Source organism: Clostridium sp. BL-8, from assembly GCF_002006495.1.
GTDB lineage: Bacteria > Bacillota > Clostridia > Clostridiales > Clostridiaceae > Clostridium.
The window spans coordinates 1-19,971 of sequence record NZ_LZZL01000090.1 but is presented as its reverse complement, the minus strand read 5'-3'; the positions used below and the strand labels follow the sequence as shown (position 1 = coordinate 19,971).

Below are 19,971 nucleotides of genomic sequence, written 5' to 3'. Positions count from 1 at the left end.
AAGAAAAGAATAATGAATTAGAAGAAAAGAATAATGAATTAGAAGAAAAGAATAAAATTCTTTTAAATAAACTTGAAGACATAATTTTTGAAATTAAGAATTTGAATAAAGTAACAGAAGTGCTAAATGACAAAGATGAAAGTATAGATGAAGAATTAGATTATTTTAAATTTACTTTGTCTAAATTAAATAAACCTGCAATACAAAAAAATGAAAGCAGAATTGAAAATGAAAAAATCAACGGTGAGTTTCAAGAAAACCCAAAATTAGCATTAAATCAATATGGTATCGATTATTTTGAATTTGAAAATAGATTCAGAGGTTCATGTAAAAAGATTAAAGAAACACAAGCTATTTATTTAAAATACTTTAATGGGAAAGCAAATATTTTAGATATCGGTTGTGGTCGTGGAGAATTTTTAGAACTATTAAAGGAAAATAATATAAGTGCTAAAGGTATTGATGTTTGTAAAGACTTTGTTGATTACTGTGAATATAAGAAATTAGATGCACTTTTAGATGATGCTGTATCGCATATTAGTAAAGTAAATGATAATTCAATAGGCGGAGTGTTTATGAGTCAGGTAGCGGAACATTTAGAAACTGAATATTTAATAGAACTTATATCTAAAATATATGATAAATTAGAAAATGGAGCATACTTTATTGCTGAAACTCCAAATCCAACTATGTTATCGACTTTTTCTAATAGTTTTTATTTGGATCCGTCACATAAAAATCCAGTGCATCCTGAAACTTTCAAATTTATTTTAGAGAAAGCAGGGTTTAAAGAAATTGAGATAGTATATACAGATAGTAGTAAGATACAATATAATTTACCACTATTGGATGGAAGTAATATAAATAATTTAGAAGAGTTTAATAACGGCGTAAATCTTTTAAGTGGATTATTGTTTGGCAGCCAAGACTATGCAATAATTGCTAGAAAGTAATTAGGGGGGAGTCTCATGAAAATAGCAATAGTAAAACCAGATTATAGGATTGTTGGCGGTTTTGAAATAGTTGTAGATAGGATCATTAAAGGTTTAAAAAAATATGGCCATCATGTAGATTATACAAAAGTAGATATGTTAACGAAAAGGTTTAATATAGGGAATATTAAAGTTCCAGAAAATGTTTATAATAAAAATGAAGAATTTTTTAGATATGCTGGTGCTATACAAGAATTTGAAAAATTAGATTTAGGTAATTATGATATAGTTATAGCAACCCAACCACCTTCATATGCAGTAAGACATCCTAAAACAGTAGTACTATTTTATCATCATTTAAAACTATATTATGATTTATATGATGTATATGTTGAAACCTTATCTAAAAATCCAGAATTAGATAAGCAAACTAAAGAAACTATAAGAGCGATTGACAGTAAGTATATTACTAATGATAAGCATTACTTGGCAGGAAGTAAGCATGTGGCTAAGAGATTAATGAATTTTAATAACATCGATGAAAAAAATATTAATATATTTGAAGCTGGAATTAATGATAATATATATGAGTTTAGTGGGAACGTTGATTTTAAAAGTCCAATATGTGTAGGTAGGCATGAATTTCCTAAAAGGCCGGAATTATTTTTACATGCAATGAAGTATATACCAAGTATTGAAGGTAGATTGGTTGGAGAAGGCGGAAAAACAGAAGATTTGAAGAGGATTGATAAATATCTTCAAGAAGCTCATCAAAAAAATATTAAAATTGAAGACAATGAGCTATGGAAAAAAACTGTTTTTAATGCAAATAAATTAAAAATTAATGATACAATAAAATCAAATGTAGTGTTTACTGGAAAAGTATCTGAAAAAGAATTGATTAAAGAATATTCAAATGCACTTTGTGTAGTATGTCCATCTTATGAAGAAGATTATGGCTTGACTGCAATAGAAGCTATGGCATTTGGAAAGCCAGTTATAACATGCAGCGATGGCGGTGGTTATATGGAGTTCATAGAAGATGGAAAAAATGGCTTTATTGTAGAACCAACAGGTGAAGCAATAGCAGAAAAAATAAAATATTTAAATGATAATAGAGATGTATTAGAAGTTATGAGTAAAAATGCATATGAATTTAGTAGAAAATATAATTGGAATATTACAATAGAAAAATTAAATGAGTATTTAGAACGAATATAGTATGGAGTGATTATTATATGAAAATAGCAATAGTAGGGCCAAGTGCAGTCCCATTTACAGTTGGTGGAATGGAATATTTATTATGGGGATTACAAGATAATATTAACAATTTATCAGAACATAAAGTTGAATTAATAAAACTGCCAACTAAAGAAGATAATTTTTGGAACTTAATTGATAGTTATAAACAATTTTATAATTTGGATTTATCTCATTTCGATATGATAATAACTGCAAAATATCCAGCATGGATGGTTAAACATAAAAATCATATTTGCTATATGGCTCATAGGTTAAGAGGATTATATGATACGTATCATTTTATGAATTTACCAGATGAACCTACTTTGGATAATTCATATATTAAAAGAGCAGTAGAATATATGGAAAGAGAAGATGCAAATATTGATGGGCTATTTTCTATACTAGATGAAATAAAAGCAAATCAGGCCAAAATACCTAAAAATCATTTTGAGTTACCAAGTCCATTTTTAAAGAAAGTAATAACTTTTTTTGATAATAAATCATTGGAAAACACAAGAAAATTTTATGCTATTTCAAAAACAGTAAAAAATAGAAAAGAATACTTTATTAAGGATGCAAATGTAGAAGTTGTATATCCACCATCAGCATTACCATATTTCCAAGAAGGAGAATATGAATATCTATTTACAGTAAGTAGGCTAGATAGTGCTAAGAGAATAGATTTGATTATAGAATCAATGAAGCATGTGAAGGCAAACATAAAACTAAAAATTGCAGGAACGGGCCCAATGGAAAAGGAACTGAAAAAACTTGCAGCTAGTGATAAAAGAATTGAATTTGTTGGTTTTGTAAATGACGAAGAATTAATACAATATTATTCGAATTCAAAAGGTGTAATATTTATTCCTTATGAAGAAGACTATGGATTGGTAACTATAGAAGCAATGATGAGTAGAAAACCAGTCATAACTACTTATGATGCTGGAGGAGTTACTGAGTTTGTAGAAGATGGTGTGACAGGATTTATATCCAAGTCAAATACCGTAGATATTGGGAAAAGTATTGAGAAATTAGCAAATTTAAATCTGAATGAAGTAAAAGAAATGGGAGAGCGTGCTTATAATAAGGTAAAAGATATAACATGGAATAATACAGTAAGTAAAATAACAAATTCAACTATTAATCAGTCTAAGAGAAAAAAAATTACTGTTACATCAACCTTTCCAATTTATCCACCAAAAGGTGGCGGCCAGTCAAGAATTTACAATATATATAAGAATATGGCAAAAGAATGGGATGTTGAAATAGTATCATTTACAGCAACCGATGATAAAAGATTCAAAGGATATATTTCACCTGGTCTTTTGGAGAATAGAATCCCCAAGAGTATTAAACATCAAGAAGAGGAATCTAAGGTAGAAGTAAAAGTGGGTACAGCAATTACAGATGTAGTTATGCCTATTTTAAGCAAATATACTACTGAGTATTCACAGGAAATTAAAAAATCTATTGACGAATCGGAATTAGTTATAGTATCACATCCATATCTTTTATATGAAGCGAAAAAATATTTAGATGGGAAAGACTTTATATATGAAGCACATAATGTTGAATATGTTATGAAGAAAGAAATGCTCCCAGATAATAAAGAAGCAAGAGATATATTAAAGGTAGTATATGATATAGAGAAAGAGTGCTGTGAAAAAAGCAGATTAATAATAACCTGTTCTGAAGAAGACAAAATTAAGTTATCCGAGCTATATTCGGTTTCTAGAGACAAAATAATTGTAGTACCAAATGGGGTTGATACAACTACAACTACGTTTACTGATCTAGAAGAACGATTAAAAAACAAAAATAAACTTGGATTAAAAAATGAAAAAATAGGGTTATTTATGGGAAGCTGGCATGGTCCTAATTTAGAAGCATGTGAAAAGATATTCGAAATAGCAGGTAAATGCCCAGATGTGAAATTTATGTTAATGGGAAGTCAATGTGCGTATTTTGAAAATAAAGAAATTCCGGAAAATGTCGGATTGTTAGGATTAGTTTCGGAAGCGGAGAAAAATAGAATATTTTCAGTAGTTGATTTTGCATTAAACCCAATGATGTCGGGGTCTGGGACAAACTTAAAAATGTTTGATTATATGGCAGCAGGCATACCTATAATTACAACAGAATTTGGAACAAGAGGAATAGATAATAAGGATATTTTCATTATTAGAGATATTAATGAAATGCATTTGGAAATTAATGATTTTGATGTTAAAAATGATGATGAATTAATAATTAATGCAAGTGAATATTGTGAAAAAAACTTTAATTGGAATTCGATTGTTGATAAATTCAATTCCAAAGTGAACCAAGTTTATAATGTATAATAATTAATATGAAGATTTTATGTTAAAATTTATGGAATATGTTGGGTATTCTAACTAAAGGAGAAATGTATGGAGAGTGTAGAAAGTAAGAATAAAAAGATCATATTCATGTTAGGATGCTTATTAGGGGCTATAACATTTGTTTCGATTTATGGAATAAAAGTATTAAATGTTACTTATGACAGTTGGTTGATGGAAGGTGGGGACTTATCACAACATTATATTGGATGGAAGTTTTTTAGAGCCTCTCAATGGGATTTTCCTTTTGGTCTTATTAGTGGTCTTATATATCCATACAAAGTATCTGTTTTATATATGGATACAATTCCGGTTCTTTCAATTATTTTTAAAATATTATCACCAATTCTTCCAAGTAAGTTTCAATACTTTGGAATATGGGGCATTTTTTCATATATGATTCAAGGTGGATTAGGAGCAATAATTGTAAGGAAATTTACAAAAAGCAATTTAATATGCGTAGGAAGTTCAATGTTTTTTTTACTTTCTCCAATAGTTATATTTAGAATGTTTGGGCATGCAGCTTTGGGAGGACATTGGATTATATTGTTAAGTATGTATATTTTCATTAATAAAGATGAGATTAAGAGTTTAAAAAAGAATTTAATAATATGGCCTATATTTTCAGGGTTAATTGTAAGTATACATATGTATTTTTTACCTATGGTAATGATAATTCTAATATGTTATTTAATAGTAGATTATATTGAATATAAAAATATTTTAAGAGTATTAAGTATATTTAGTACATTTATATTAAGCGCATTATTTATATTATTTTTATTAGGAGCATTTGTAGGAAGTTCAGATTTTCAGAGTCCAGGGCTAGGATTATACAGTGCAAATATAAATGCTTTATTTAACTCTCAAGGATGCTCAAAATATTTGGTAGGTTTACCTACAGCAACTACTGGGCAATATGAAGGGCTTGCTTACTTAGGTTTAGGCGTGATATTAGCATTAGTCGTTGCTATATATATTCATATAGGTAACTTGCTTAAAATTAAGAAGGAAGAAGTTTTATTATATATAAAAGGTAATATAAAGGAATTTATATTGTTTGCGGCTATGATAGTGTTTTTCATTTTATCATTAAGCCCTCAAGTTAGCTTAAATCAAAACATATTATTTACAATTCCATACCCTAAAGTCATTATAAAGCTTTTAAATATTTTTAAATCAACAGGAAGATTTATGTGGCCTATTTGGTACTTTGTGGTTATATTTTCCATAAGGATGATAGTAAGTGAAAGCACGAAAAGACAGGCAATTTTATTTTTGGGAATTTGTGTTATAGTACAAATGTCGGATTTATCAGGTATGATTGGAAACTCATATTCACGTTTTGCAAATGAAAAAGAATTTGTTTCAAAGCTTGAATCTCCAATTTGGAATGAATTAAGTCAAAGAAAATACAAACATATAGTTTTTTTGAGAAATATAGTGGAAGATGATAACTTGTTATGGGATCTAAATGATTATGCAGTCAACAATAATATGACATTGAATGATGGATACATATCAAGAAAAGATACTAACTCTGTTGAGTCTATTAAGAGTAAGTATGTACAAGACTTACGAGAAGGAAAAAGTGAAAATGATGTAATATATATTTTAGGAAGTAATGATAATGTAATATATGCATTAAAGAATTACCCATTAAATTATTATAAAGTAGATGGTATGATAATAGGTGTAAGTGAAAAAATTCCTTCCATGGAGCAGCAAAGGCTAGATTTAAATGAAGCCTTAAAATCAGAAGTTAATATTTTACCGACTAATAATGAATTTTTAAATAATGGAAAAGATAATCAGGATGGAAGAACAATAAATTCACAGGGGCTATCTTATGGTCCATATATAGATATAAAAGCTGGAAATTATACAATATCAATTTTAGGAAGCAATCTTAAGAATGTTAAATATGATGCATCTTATAATAAAGGTGAAGGTAAAGTAGAGATTGAAGAAATTGAAAGAAATAATGAAAAAATAGTTTTTAAATTTAATTCAAAAAATGATTTGATGGATTTTGAATGTAAAGTATTTAACGGAGATAAAGATGATGCAGTATTAAATAAAATTTTGATTTCTAAGCAATACTAATAGCAGAAGGGATGATAAGAAAATATTATGGAAAGAGATGATAGTAAAAAAATAGTAGACATAATTATACCTTGCTTTAATGAAAGTGAAGTATTAGATATATATTTTACTGAAACTAAAAAAATTGTCTCTCAAATATATGGATATAAATTCAATTTTATTTTTATAGATGATGGGAGTAAGGATAATACTGCTGATATTTTAAAACAATATGCAAAAGAAAACGAATTTGTGAGATATATATCTTTTTCAAGAAATTTTGGAAAGGAATCAGCCATGTATGCAGGGCTTAAGAATTCTGCAGGTGACTATGTTTTAATAATGGATGCGGATATGCAAAATCCTCCGATGCTTATAGAAAAAATGCTTAAAGCTGTGGCTGAGGAAGAGTATGATTGTTGCTCAGCTAATAGAACAAGAAAAGGTGATCCGGCTCTTCGTACATATTTCAGTAAAAATTTTTATAGACTCACAAATAAAATTTCAGAAGTGGACATGCCTGATGGTGCTGGAGATTTTAGAATGATGAATCGTCAGATGGTAAATGCAATAGTTGCAATGAGCGAAGTGCAACGTTTTTCAAAGGGGATTTTTAGCTGGGTAGGATTTAAGACTAAATGGGTTTATTTTGAAAATATAGAGAGGGCTGCTGGACAAACTAAGTGGAACTTTTGGAAGCTTTTTACGTATGCATTAGATGGAATAACCGCATTTTCAACTTTTCCACTTAGGATTGCATCGTTTGTTGGAGCAATAATTTCTGCATGTTCATTTATCTACCTTATATATATTATCATTAAGACTATTATATCAGGTAAAGATATCCCGGGATATGCTTCAACTATTACATTAATATTATTTATTGGAGGAATTATAATTTTATCATGTGGAATTTTAGGAGAATATATTTCTAAGATTTATATGGAAGTTAAAAATAGACCAATATATATTATTAGGGAAACTAATATTGATAAACCTCAAGATGACTATAAATAATGAAAGGAAAAGGTGAAAATGATAAGTAAATTATTTATAGTTATAAACAAGTTTTTTAACAAAGAAACTATAAGTTATTTAATATTTGGTGTCCTCACAACATTGGTAGATACAGTAGTTTTTTTTATGAGCAATAAGATACTTAGTGTTGAATATGTTTTATCGACTATTATTGCATGGATGCTAGCTGTTTTATTTGCATATTTTACAAATAAAATTTGGGTGTTTGATAGTAAAAGTATGGAATTAAACTTGATTGTAAAAGAAGCTTTTTATTTTTTTGTTGCACGTTTGTTATCACTTGGTTTTACGATTATTTGGATGATTTTTTCTGTGGAAATAGCCAAATCAGATGAGTTTACAGCTAAACTTTTAGCTAATATTTTCGTTGTAATAATGAATTATTTTTTTAGCAAGTTAATTATCTTTAAAAAGAAATGATAATATAAATTTAGGTATTTAGTGGCTTTTTGTAGTTAATAAAATAAATTTATATTATAGATTGGTAGGTACAAAATGAAAAGGGATTGTTAGATAAAATTAATTTTAAAGAATATACATTATTAGTTATGATTTTTAACATAATTTTTGCAATTTCAGCAGAATGTTTTAAGACATGTATTTTGATAGCTGATAAAAGATTAGAAATATTTATTAGTGTAGTAATATCAATAGTTTTTGCAAGCTATTTTAATATGCAGCGTTAGCATTATATTTTTTATTACTTTGCACTTAAATTTGAAATACAATATTTCGTTTAATAAAGAAGCATTATTAGGATTAATGATTAGTATACCAGTTTTAATATTTTTGAAGGATATGAAAATGAAGAAATTTAAAGTGAACAACAAGATGAAAAATCTATGATAACTTAGTGTAGATTGACTATTAGAATAATTATATAATATAGATACTATAAAAAATAATAATGTTTAATATAATATACTTAGGAATGCAGTATCATAAGTTTAATTTGTTAAATAATATTTAGTAGAACTTAGAAGTAAGAGGATTAACATTATGAAAGTATCACTAGAATTACAGCCATGTCTAAAAAATAGGTCAGGAATAGGTATTTATACCTATGAAATATCAAGAAATCTGCAAAAGTTTAAAGATCTAACTTTATGTGGAGATATATTTAATTTTATTAATAGAAATGATATATATAAAGATATAGAGGGATTAAATTTTAATAATAAAATATTTACGTTATTTCCATATGGAGTTTATAGAAGGATATGGCATTACATACCTATAAAATATAATTGGTTATTTAATGATAAGTCAGATATATATCATTTTTTTAATTTTATTGTTCCGCCAAGGATAAAAGGGAAAGTTATTACTACGATTCATGATATGACCTATGAACTTTATCCAGAAACTATGCACAAAAATAATTTAAAAAGAATAAAGGATGATATTGAATATAGTGTAAATAGAGCTGATAAAATTATTACTGTATCGGAAAGCAGTAAGAGAGATATTATGAAATTTTTAAATGTAGACGAATCGAAAATAGAAGTTGTATACAATGGTGTAGAATATGATAGATTTAATAAATCTTATATAGAAGTTGAAAAATCTAAAGTAAGAGAAAAATATAATCTGCCTAAGAACTATATTTTATATATGGGAACCTTAGAACCTAGAAAAAATATAGAATCTATAATTGAAGCTTTTTCTTTATTTAAAAAAGAAAATAGTTTTATTAATGAAAATATGAAGTTAGTCATCGCAGGTAAAAAAGGCTGGCTTTTTGAAAGTATATTTAATTTAGTACATAAATTAAATTTAAAGGATGAAGTTATATTTACTGATTATGTAGATGAAGCTGATAAACCTTTAATTTATAATATGGCAAGTTTATTTCTTTTTCCATCTTTGTATGAAGGCTTTGGAATACCAGTGCTTGAGGCTATGGCTTCTTCTGTACCTGTAATAACTTCTAATGTATCTTCACTTCCTGAAGTATCTGGAGATGCTGCTATTTTAGCTGCACCTAAGGATGTTAAAGCTATTGCTAAATATATGAATGAAATTCTAAGTAATGAAGAATTAAAAAATGATTTAGTAAAGAAAGGCCATGCTCAGGCAAAGAAATTCACTTGGGAGGCTTCAGCAGAAAAAACTTACAATATCTATAAAGAACTAATGCAATAAAGAACTATTAAAAGGATTTGAATTTATGAAAAGTTACATTATAAAATCGTTAAAATATATAATAAGCATATGTCTCATTAGCTCATATTGTTTTATATTATTTAATTCTACGCATATTAATGTGCCTTTTGAATACAAAAGGTTTTATCTGGATAAAATGTTCATGGATTGGCCAGGAATTAATGGCTTAGATTATTCATTAAATACTAATTTAATGTTTGGTTTAGAACACAATGATAGCTTAGTAAAGTGCAGAGGTACCGGATGGAATAACTTTGAAGATAATGGAACTTGGACACAAGATGATGCAAAGTTATATTTAAATTTAAAAGAAGAAGTAAAAGATGATAAAACTTTAAAATTAGTTTTGGGAAAAGCTATGCCGGATATTAAAGTTCATATACTTATTAATGATAAAGAAGTATCGTCCTTTCAGCCAGATCAATATAAACAAGAATATGAATTTAAAATACCAAAGGAATTCTTTGGTGATAAGTTTTTATGCCTAAATTTCAAGGTGGATAACTGCAGTTATATTACAGATGTAAATAAACCTCGTGAAAAGATATTAGCTGGAATGTTTGTAGAAAGTATTAATTTAGGTACATGAGAAAATATGATGGACAAGTATAATGATTAATTATTATTTGGCTGTGCCTAATCATAGGAGGTATCTCTTTGAACTTTGATAATAGATTTTTATATAATTATAAAGAGAAAAAATACAATACAATTATAATAATTTTAACAGTAGTTATATTATCGAGAATTTCAATGTATTTATTATATGTATTAGGAGATGGAATAATTTTTAAAGGAAAAGGACCATTTTTTGATGCCTTTAACATTTGGGATGCTGGATGGTATAGGAGCATTATAGAAAATGGATATAATACACTGTCTAATATAAAGCAAAATGGTCAAGCTAATTGGGCGTTTTTTCCTTTGTATCCTATTATAATAAAATTAATTCACTTCATAATTCCTGTAAATATAAATATTATAGGAACATTTGTATCAACCGTGTTTTTTATAGGCGCGTTAATAATGAGTTATTTATACATATTTGAAACTAGAGGAAATAAAGAAGAAGGTTTACTTTTTGCTATTATAATGTCTTTTGGAATATATAGTTTTTATTTTTCTATTTTATATACAGAATCCTTGTATTTATTTTTATTGATAACATCATTGTATTTTTTGAATAAGAGGAATTATCTTGTAGTAGGACTATTTGGCGCACTATTAAGTGCAACTAGAAATATGGGAGTAATGCTGGTTTTTGCAGTAGCTGTTCAGTATATATATGATTATTTTAAGTTTAATAAAAGCATAAAGAAGTTTTTTTATAATACTCTCAAAGATTCAAATATGATTTTAGGGGTATCACTAATTCCATTAGGCCTATTTTCATATATGGCATATCTATGGAATAAAATTGGAGATCCAATGGCGTTCTCCAATGTCCAAATTGCCTGGGCAAAGAAAATTTCAAATCCTATATATAATTTAATTAATGTAATACCTAGTAAAGGAATAGTAGCATTTATTTATCTCTTAATGTGGAGTATATTTGCGATTGTTTGTATAATATGGCTTATAATTAAAAAAAGATATGCAGAAGGCGCCTTGGGAGTAATTTTCATTCTTATACCGCTTTCAGCGGGTTTAGCATCACTTCCACGTTATATTATAGGTTCATATGTTTATTTTTTAGCATTTTCAGATATGATTGTTGTATTGAATAAGAAGTTTTTTACAAGACTATTGGTTATAGGGCTTAGTGCAAGCGAAATAGTATTATTGATTTTGTGGTTTGTGGGTTCAAATCTTGTATATTAAAAATAATTCTTTGCAGAATGGCATGGGCAGATACTTATATTAATCTACAATATATATTGTAATGTACAGTTTATGCCATTTATGGTATCATGTGTACTCAATATATGTAGAAGTTAAAAATAGCAGGTAAGATGGATTAATTAAATCAAATCTTATCTGCTTTTGTGTTTTAAGCAAATATATTATAGGATATAATATAAGAAAATAGATGTAAAATAATAAGACTAGTAAGTGTACAGTATAATTATATATGAATCTTAATGGAGAGGATGATTATTAAGTGAAAAAAACTATACAAATAGGAACCTCTGATTTTAAAGAATTAATAGAAGAAAATAATTACTTTGTAGATAAGAGTGTATTAATAAAAGAATTTATAGAAAACGGAGCAAAAATTATCTTAACACCAAGACCAAGAAGATTTGGAAAGACACTAAACTTAAGCATGCTTAGATATTTTTTTGATATAAGAACAAAAGAAGAAACTAAGGATTTATTCAAGGGTTTAAAAATAGAAAAAGAAAAGGAAACATGAAGCTTAAGGGAGAATATCCTGTTATTTTTATTACTTTTAAAAATCAGAAACATTTGTCCTATGATAATTTTGAAGATAGAATTAAGATGTTATTATCTAATTTATATAAAGAGCATGATTATTTACTAGATAGTCCTAAATTATCAGAATTTGATAAAGGTGAATTTAGAGATATAATTTTGAGAAATCCATCTGCAGGTCCTTTGTCAGAAAGTATAAGTAATCTTATAATGAAGAAGTGCATATATTTTATGAAAATTTAATTGAGAAATGGTTCAAAGAAACCTTAACTAATCAAAAATATGAAGAAATGTTAAGCAGATTAATATGTGGTGATATAGAGAATTTTGGTTATATTTTTAAAGAGTTTGTTATAGATAATCTAAGTTATTTTGATGTATCTGGGAAGGAACCAGAAAGAGTATATCATGCTTTTGTCCTTGGAATGCTTGTATCTCTTTCAGAGAATTATGAAGTTAAATCAAATAAGGAAAGTGGCTATGGAAGGTATGATGTAATGATAATTCCAAAAGATATATTAAAATTAGGGATTATTATTGAATTCAAAAAAATAAATGAGTTATCAAAAGAAACTATAGATATGGCTGCGCAGGAAGCACTAAAACAGATTGAAAAAAATAAATATGAGCAGGAACTCATTAGTAAAGGAATAGAAAACACAATAAAACTCTCAATTGTATTTAAAGGTAAGGAAATTAGCATTGTACAAGAAAATAATTAAAATAAAAATATTTGGGTTAAGTCTAATTTTTAAACGTGGCTATTTATGCCACTTTTTTGATATAATGAATTGAATAAATTACGTGAGATCATGTATGTGTATTTGATTTCGATAAGGTATTACATAGTCTAAGTAAAATATGGATGCCTGTAAATAAGTCTATACGGATTATTGGAGGAAAATATAGTGAAGATTTTATACTTAACTGCGAGGCAGCCTTATCCTGTAACCAAAGGTGATCAGATAATCGCCTATGAGCAGATAAAAGAACTTAGCAAAAATCATGAAATATACTTAGTTTCGTTTTATAATAAAGATTATGATGTATTAGTTAATGAAATGAATAAATACTGTAAGAAGCTTTATCTTTTTAAAGATAGTAAAATAAAGCAGTTAATAGCTGCGTCAAAAACGGTGTTTAATTTTAGTTCTATACAGGCAAACTGTTATTATAGATATGATGCAAATAAAAAAATAAAAGAAATTTATGATGAAATTGAGCCAGATATAATTCATGTTCAAAGTTTCAGAATGGCAAAATATTTCCTTGATAAGAATATTAAGAATAAGAGTATAGATTTAATTGATGCATATTCACTTAATATGTTAAATAGAGCTAAGAAGGCTAAAAATATACTTAAGCCATTATGGTATGGCGAATATTATCTTTTAAGAAGATTTGAAAAGAACATTTTAAAGAATTATAAGTATAAATTTATAGTAGCTGAAAGGGATAAGGAGTATTTACAGGATTCAGGTATAGTAGTCAATTACAATGGAACAAGTTTAAATAATGAAAATAAAAAAGAAATTAATAAGAACAATAATGTTAATATAATTTTCCAGGGAAATATGTCTTATTATCCTAATGTGCAGGCAGTAATATTTTTAATTGAAGAATTGTTACCTAAAATAAAATTGCTATGTTCTAATGTAAAACTTTTAGTAGTTGGCAGTAATCCAAGTAAGGAAATATTAAAATACAAAAGTGAAGATATTGAGTTTACAGGATATGTTGAATCTATGAAGCCTTATCTTAATTCAGCAGATATGGCTATATATCCTATTTTTTCGGCAACAGGAATTCAAAATAAAGTATTAGAAGCTATGGCAAGCAAGATACCATGTATAGTGTCAAAAGAAGCAGCTTCAGGTGTGCTTGGGTTAGTAGATATGAAAAACATACTAATAGCTGAGAATTTAGACCAATACATAAGCCGTTTTGAGTATATATTAAATAATAAAGATGATATTAATTTAATAGTTAATGAAGGGTATAATCTTATTAAAGAAAAATACTCTTGGGGAAGGAATGTATCAGTTTTAGAAAAAATATGGATAGATAAAGTGGTGAAAGAAAAGTGAAGGTAGTAATAGACATAAGAAAGCTTTCTAATAAACCTAGTGGAATTGGAATGTATATATATAATTTTGTGAAAGGATTAATGAATTATAGTGATATAGAAATAGTTGGAATAACGGATGTAGTAATAAGTAAGGAAATCTTAGAATTAAAAGCTTTGAACTTAAATATTGTAGAATATGGAACAGAAATAAATAGTAATTTTGAAGTATTTAAATATTTTAAATTTGTTGAAAAGGTTATAGGAAAAGAAAAGCCAAACATTTTTTGGGAACCTAATTTTATAATACCGGTAAACTTAAAAAGAAAATTTAAAGATGTAAAATTTATTATAACCATATTTGATTTGATACCTATACTAAACCCTGAATTTTGTTCTATTCAATATAGATTATATTTTAGATATTTTTTATATAAAACAATTAAGCAGATAGATAACATAATATATATTTCAGATACTGTAAAAAAGCAGTGTGAAATTAGATATGAAGCCATAGGAAATAAAAAATCCTTATTAAATTATGTAATTATAGACAAAGAAGAATTTGATAATATAGAAGTATCAAAAGATTTAGAATACTTTTTATTCATAGGAAATATAGAAGAAAGAAAAGGAATAAGAATTTTACTTGATGCCTATGAAAAATATGTTGATAATGGTGGAAATAAAGGATTAAAAATTGTAGGAGGTATTAGAGATAAAAATATTGAAGAACTAATTTATGGTAAAATAAATAAATGCAATGGGAAAATTGAATATTTGGGCTATGTTGATACTAATGAAAAAAATAAGCTTATACAAAATAGTTCAGCTCTAGTATTTCCATCTTATGTTGAAGGTTTTGGAATTCCACCAGTTGAAGCAATAATGTGTGGAAAGCCTGTTATAGTGAGTAATATTGAAATATTTAAAGAAATCTTAGGCGATAATGGAAATTACTTTGATATTACTGGAGATTATAAACATAGTGTAGATATGCTTCATAAGAAACTGTTTGATTATAAAACAATAGATGATGAAAGCAGAGAAAAGCTTATTAATAAATATAGCAGTAAACAATTATCATTGAACTTAGTTGGATTTTTAAAAGATATTCTCTAAATAGATTTGATAATTAATTATATGATAAATTATTTTAGTATACAGAGGAGATTTAAAATGGATTTTAAAGAAAAGTATAACAGATGGTTAAATTTAGACATTATCGATGAAGGTGCAAAAGCAGAACTTTTATCGATAAAAGATGAAAAGGAAATAGAAGACCGTTTCTATAAAGATTTAGAATTTGGAACAGGCGGACTTAGAGGAATAATAGGTGCTGGAAGCAATAGATTGAACATTTATACAGTTGGAAAAGCGACAGAGGGACTAGCTAAATATTTAATAAATAAGTATAAGGAAAACATATCTGTATCTATAGCCTATGATTCAAGAAATATGTCACCTGAGTTTGCAGAATGTGCGGCTTTAGTTTTAAATGCTCATAATATTAAGGCTAATTTATTTGAAAGCTTAAGGCCAACTCCTGAACTTAGTTTTGCTGTTAGGGAATTGAACAGTAAAGCTGGAATAGTTTTAACAGCTTCTCATAATCCAAAAGAATATAATGGTTATAAAGTTTATGGAAGTGATGGCTGCCAGATAACAGATGAAGCTGCAAATGCTATAATTTCAGAAATAAATAATGTTGACTACATAGATATCAAGAAGATTTCAAAAGAAGAAGCTGTAAATAAAGGACTATTAAATATAATAGGAGAGGAAATAGACAGAAAATACATAGATATATTAAAGTCCTATGTAATAAGAAAAGATTTAGTAAAAAAACATGCTAAAGATTTGAATATAATATATACGCCTATTCATGGGACAGGCTTAATACCAATAAAGAGAATTTTAACTGAACTTGGTTATGAAAATCTTAATATAGTAAAGGAACAAGAAGCTCCAGATGGAAATTTTCCAACTGCCCCTTATCCAAATCCTGAAAATCCTAAGGTATTTGAATTAGCACTTCAAATGGCTAAAGAAACTAATCCAGATATCATTTTTGGAACGGATCCAGATGCTGATAGAATTGGTGCTGTAGTTAAAGATTCTAAGGGAGAGTATGAAATATTGACAGGAAATCAAATTGGAGTTTTATTAACTCATTATATTTTAGATGCCTATAAATCAGAAGAAAAATTACCTTCTAACGGAGCAATAATTAAAACAATAGTAACTACAGAAATGGTAAGAGATATATGTAAGGAATATAATGTAGAACTATTCGAGGTATTAACAGGATTTAAATATATTGGAGAAACTATAGGAAAATTCGAAGAAACTAATAGTAATGAATTTATTTTTGGTTTTGAAGAGAGCTATGGATGTCTTTTTGGTACTCATGCGAGGGATAAAGATGCAGTAGTAACAGCAGAGATGATATGTGAAATGACCTTATATTATAAAAATGTTGGATTAACCCTATATGAAGCATTTATAAAGCTTTGTGAGAAATATGGCTATTATAAAGAGAACCTTATTTCAATAGAGCTTAAAGGGAAAGAAGGACAGGAGAAGATAAGCAGATGTTTAGATTATTTAAGAAATAATGAAATAACTGAAATTGATAGTGTTAAAGTTGAATCAATTTTTGATTATAAAGTATCAAAAGCAAGAAATATTTTGAATAATGGAGTTACTGTTTTGACATTACCAAAATCTAATGTATTAAAATATGTATTAACTGATGGATCATGGTTTGTTATAAGGCCTTCAGGAACTGAGCCAAAAATGAAAATATATGCTGCAGTTATAGGTGAGAACCTGGAGGATTCAGATTTTAAATTACAAAAGTTTAAAGATGAAATAATTGAAAAAATTAATAAAATTTTAGGATAAGATGAAAACAGGCTGGTTAAATGATAATGGAACATGGTATTATTTAAAAGCATCAGGTGAAATGCTTTCAAATACAACAGTATATGGCTACAAGCTAGGGGCAGATGGCGTTTGGATTGAGTAAGCTATGTATTCGTCTCACGAATATTTCTTTTTAAAATTTATGAAAACTCTCACCAAAGGTTGAAGAACCAGAATTTTTATTTAGTGTCAAACCATAAGTGTATTATAACGTTTATAAAAAATTATAAATCATAAGTTAAAAATAAAATTAAAGATAGCAGATAAGGTTACTAGGCACATGAAATCTTATCTGCTTTTGTGTTTTAAGCAAATATATTATAGGGTATATATGAAAGATACGGGGTGCCTGAATATTGGATTGTATCATCAATGAGCAAAAAACATGGATTTATTAGTTAATGGATAGTAAGTATGAATTGAGAAATAGCTGTACACTGAACGATAAATTCAAGTCTATAAGATTTGAGGAATCAGAAATAGATTTATCAGAGGTTCAGTTGACTCAGGAAGAATAAATGTGTAAATTGTATTATGAAATAAACATTAAACTAAGAATTATAAGAATGATATGACGGATAAGACAAATTAATAATCTTATCTGTCATATTTTCTTTCATGTGCCTTATTTTCTACATTTAAAGTTTATCCTTAATATGTAAACATATAAAGGTATTTGTAATAAAAAGAAAAGTATTCAATAGTAACTAATATTCAATTAAATAACCCAAAATAAAACTCCCAATTAAATACAAAAATTCAACAAAAAGTGTGGACAAGGATATATAAAGTTGCTATAATAAAATTCGTAAACCAAATTAATATTTTTTAACCGAAGTATTATTAACATACTTAATAAATTAAAACAGAAGATAAAACTTTAGGAGGAATATACAAATGATAAAAAGAATGAGTAAAGCAACAACATTACTAATAGCTGCAGCAGCAGTTGTTTCATTAATACCAGCAACTGGTGCTAGCGCAGCAACAACACAATTAGCAACAAAAGACGGAACTATTGATAAAGCAATAGCTTTTAGTAATGGAAATTACCTTTATGAAGGTTATAAAAACGACAATGATAATGACGGATTATATTACAACTCAGGAGATCAAGATAAGTCATTAGATTCTGTTTCAAATGCAGACATTGAAGGTACATATGCAGATAAATATGCATACACTCTTGATGGAAGTGATCAATATCTAGTGGATTTATCAAATGGAAATGTAAGTGATGATCAAACTCCAGAAGATGATGCAGATACAGCTGCAACAAAATTAAAGACTGCTTTAAAGAAAACTGACAGATATGGAAGTTCAATAACTGTAGATTCATCAAACTTAGGATATAATTCTTCAACTGAAACTGGAATATTAACAGGAAACAAATTTGGAGATAACTGGTATGAATACAACGTTTCAACAACTGCTAACGACGCAGCAAGCAACACAGTTAATGGTAGTTTATATGGATTCACTAATGGAAGTGGACAATATATAGATGCTTCTCATGTAGCAAACATATATGCATACAGCACAGAAAAGGCTAAAATGGTTAAAATAGACAACTTCAGTAACTCAAAGGATGATGTTGATTCTGATTCAGGCTTATTAGCAACATTAGCAAAAGCACCACAAGTATTAACTCAAGATAAAGATTATATCTATGCTTTAGTGACAGTTAATATAACTGATACAGATAGCAATGCAATAATGGCTGGAACTACAACTGGAGCAGCAGTTACAGGTGTAACAACAGGAACTGTAACTCAACGTACTTATATCCAAAAAATATCTAAAGCACAAGGAGATCAAGTTGATGGAGCTTATACACCAAAGACTGTAGACTCTTATGAAGTTCTTGGAGCAGATGACCAACTTGATTCTGGTGATGCTAAAGATGCTGGAGCAGCTATAACTAATGCTTTAGAAAATGGAAAAGTAACAGTATCAGGAAGTCAATTGCTTGCTGTTGAAGTTACTTCTGGAAATGTTAAAGTAACATCTATTGACTTAAAGAAGGACAAACTTAACTATTTAAAAGTTAATGGTACTCAAGTAAATGCTGATAAGGTAGATGCTTACGTAGCAGAAAAGAATGATTCAGATGATATAGATGTAAATTCAGATTATTCAAGTGATGCATATGATGTTGATGTTAACGGAAATGTATGGGTTGTAGCAGATGGAAAGATTTCTAAATTCCAAGATAATAAATTTGAAGATGTTTATTCAACTGATAGCTCATTAGATGCAATAAGCGTATATGACGATAACGACATAATTGCTTGGAAAGAAAATGGAGATATCTACACAACTGTAGCTGGAACTGGAACTGGTACTACTACACCTCCAGCAGGAACAGCTGGCTGGGCTAAGAACACAGATGGAACTTGGTCATACAACAAAGCTGATGGAACTAAAGCTACAGGATGGGTACAAGATGGAGCTTGGTATTTCTTAAATGCTAACGGAATCATGCAAACAGGCTGGGTAAATGACAATGGAACTTGGTACTTCTTAAGTGGTTCAGGTGCTATGAAGACAGGCTGGGTAAATGATAACGGAACTTGGTATTACTTAAATGGATCAGGAGCAATGGCTACTGGTTGGGTAAATGATAACGGAACTTGGTACTACTTAAAATCATCAGGGGCAATGGCTACTGGTTGGGTAAGTGACAATGGAACTTGGTACTACTTAAATGCATCAGGTGCAATGTTAGCTAACACAACTGTTGATGGTTATGTATTAGGAGCTTCAGGAGCTTGGA

At 27.9% G+C, this 19,971-nt stretch carries 13 protein-coding genes and 2 pseudogenes; all 15 read left to right on the top strand.

Annotation, left to right across the window (positions count from 1 at the left end; all coding sequences use genetic code 11):
* Positions 1-953, top strand: a 953-nt coding sequence (locus CLOBL_RS22705) for a methyltransferase domain-containing protein (protein WP_077861105.1), incomplete at its 5' end; no start/stop codon positions are given.
* A 15-nt stretch (positions 954-968) separates the two neighbouring features.
* Positions 969-2,153, top strand: a complete 1,185-nt coding sequence (locus CLOBL_RS22700) for a glycosyltransferase family 4 protein (RefSeq protein WP_077861104.1) — start codon at positions 969-971, stop codon at positions 2,151-2,153.
* 17 nt (positions 2,154-2,170) lie between these two features.
* Complete coding sequence (locus tag CLOBL_RS22695) at positions 2,171-4,519, top strand: glycosyltransferase family 4 protein (protein ID WP_077861103.1); 2,349 nt, start codon at positions 2,171-2,173, stop codon at positions 4,517-4,519.
* 69 nt (positions 4,520-4,588) lie between these two features.
* Positions 4,589-6,643 (top strand): DUF6311 domain-containing protein, encoded by a 2,055-nt coding sequence (locus CLOBL_RS22690; protein WP_077861102.1) that lies wholly within the window; start codon positions 4,589-4,591, stop codon positions 6,641-6,643.
* A gap of 27 nt (positions 6,644-6,670) precedes the next feature.
* Positions 6,671-7,639 carry a glycosyltransferase family 2 protein gene (locus CLOBL_RS22685; protein WP_077861101.1) on the top strand — a complete coding sequence of 323 codons (969 nt, stop codon included), beginning with the start codon at positions 6,671-6,673 and terminating at the stop codon, positions 7,637-7,639.
* A gap of 18 nt (positions 7,640-7,657) precedes the next feature.
* Positions 7,658-8,080: a GtrA family protein gene (locus CLOBL_RS22680; protein WP_077861100.1), complete on the top strand. Its 423-nt coding sequence runs from the start codon at positions 7,658-7,660 to the stop codon at positions 8,078-8,080.
* A 579-nt stretch (positions 8,081-8,659) separates the two neighbouring features.
* Positions 8,660-9,805, top strand: a complete 1,146-nt coding sequence (locus CLOBL_RS22670) for a glycosyltransferase family 1 protein (RefSeq protein ID WP_077861098.1) — start codon at positions 8,660-8,662, stop codon at positions 9,803-9,805.
* A gap of 163 nt (positions 9,806-9,968) precedes the next feature.
* Positions 9,969-10,415, top strand: a complete 447-nt coding sequence (locus CLOBL_RS22665; RefSeq protein ID WP_077861097.1) for a hypothetical protein — start codon at positions 9,969-9,971, stop codon at positions 10,413-10,415.
* A gap of 68 nt (positions 10,416-10,483) precedes the next feature.
* A complete protein-coding gene (locus CLOBL_RS22660; protein ID WP_077861096.1) occupies positions 10,484-11,647 on the top strand; it encodes a hypothetical protein in 1,164 nt (387 codons plus the stop codon).
* 280 nt (positions 11,648-11,927) lie between these two features.
* Positions 11,928-12,924, top strand: a pseudogene (locus CLOBL_RS27675) (AAA family ATPase).
* Positions 12,925-13,110: 186 nt separating this feature from the next.
* A complete protein-coding gene (locus CLOBL_RS22645; RefSeq protein ID WP_077861094.1) occupies positions 13,111-14,289 on the top strand; it encodes a glycosyltransferase in 1,179 nt (392 codons plus the stop codon).
* The gene (locus tag CLOBL_RS22640; RefSeq protein ID WP_077861093.1) at positions 14,286-15,389 is read left to right on the top strand and encodes a glycosyltransferase family 1 protein; all 1,104 of its coding nucleotides are present in this window, start codon (positions 14,286-14,288) and stop codon (positions 15,387-15,389) included. The genes CLOBL_RS22645 and CLOBL_RS22640 overlap by 4 nt, the downstream gene beginning before the upstream one ends.
* Positions 15,390-15,446: 57 nt before the next feature.
* Complete coding sequence (locus CLOBL_RS22635) at positions 15,447-17,174, top strand: phospho-sugar mutase (RefSeq protein WP_077861092.1); 1,728 nt, start codon at positions 15,447-15,449, stop codon at positions 17,172-17,174.
* Between the two features lies 1 nt (position 17,175).
* A pseudogene (locus tag CLOBL_RS22630) lies at positions 17,176-17,298 on the top strand (hypothetical protein); the annotation flags it as partial.
* A gap of 794 nt (positions 17,299-18,092) precedes the next feature.
* A partial coding sequence (locus tag CLOBL_RS22620) for an N-acetylmuramoyl-L-alanine amidase family protein (RefSeq protein WP_077861091.1) occupies positions 18,093-19,971 on the top strand: 1,879 nt, incomplete at its 3' end.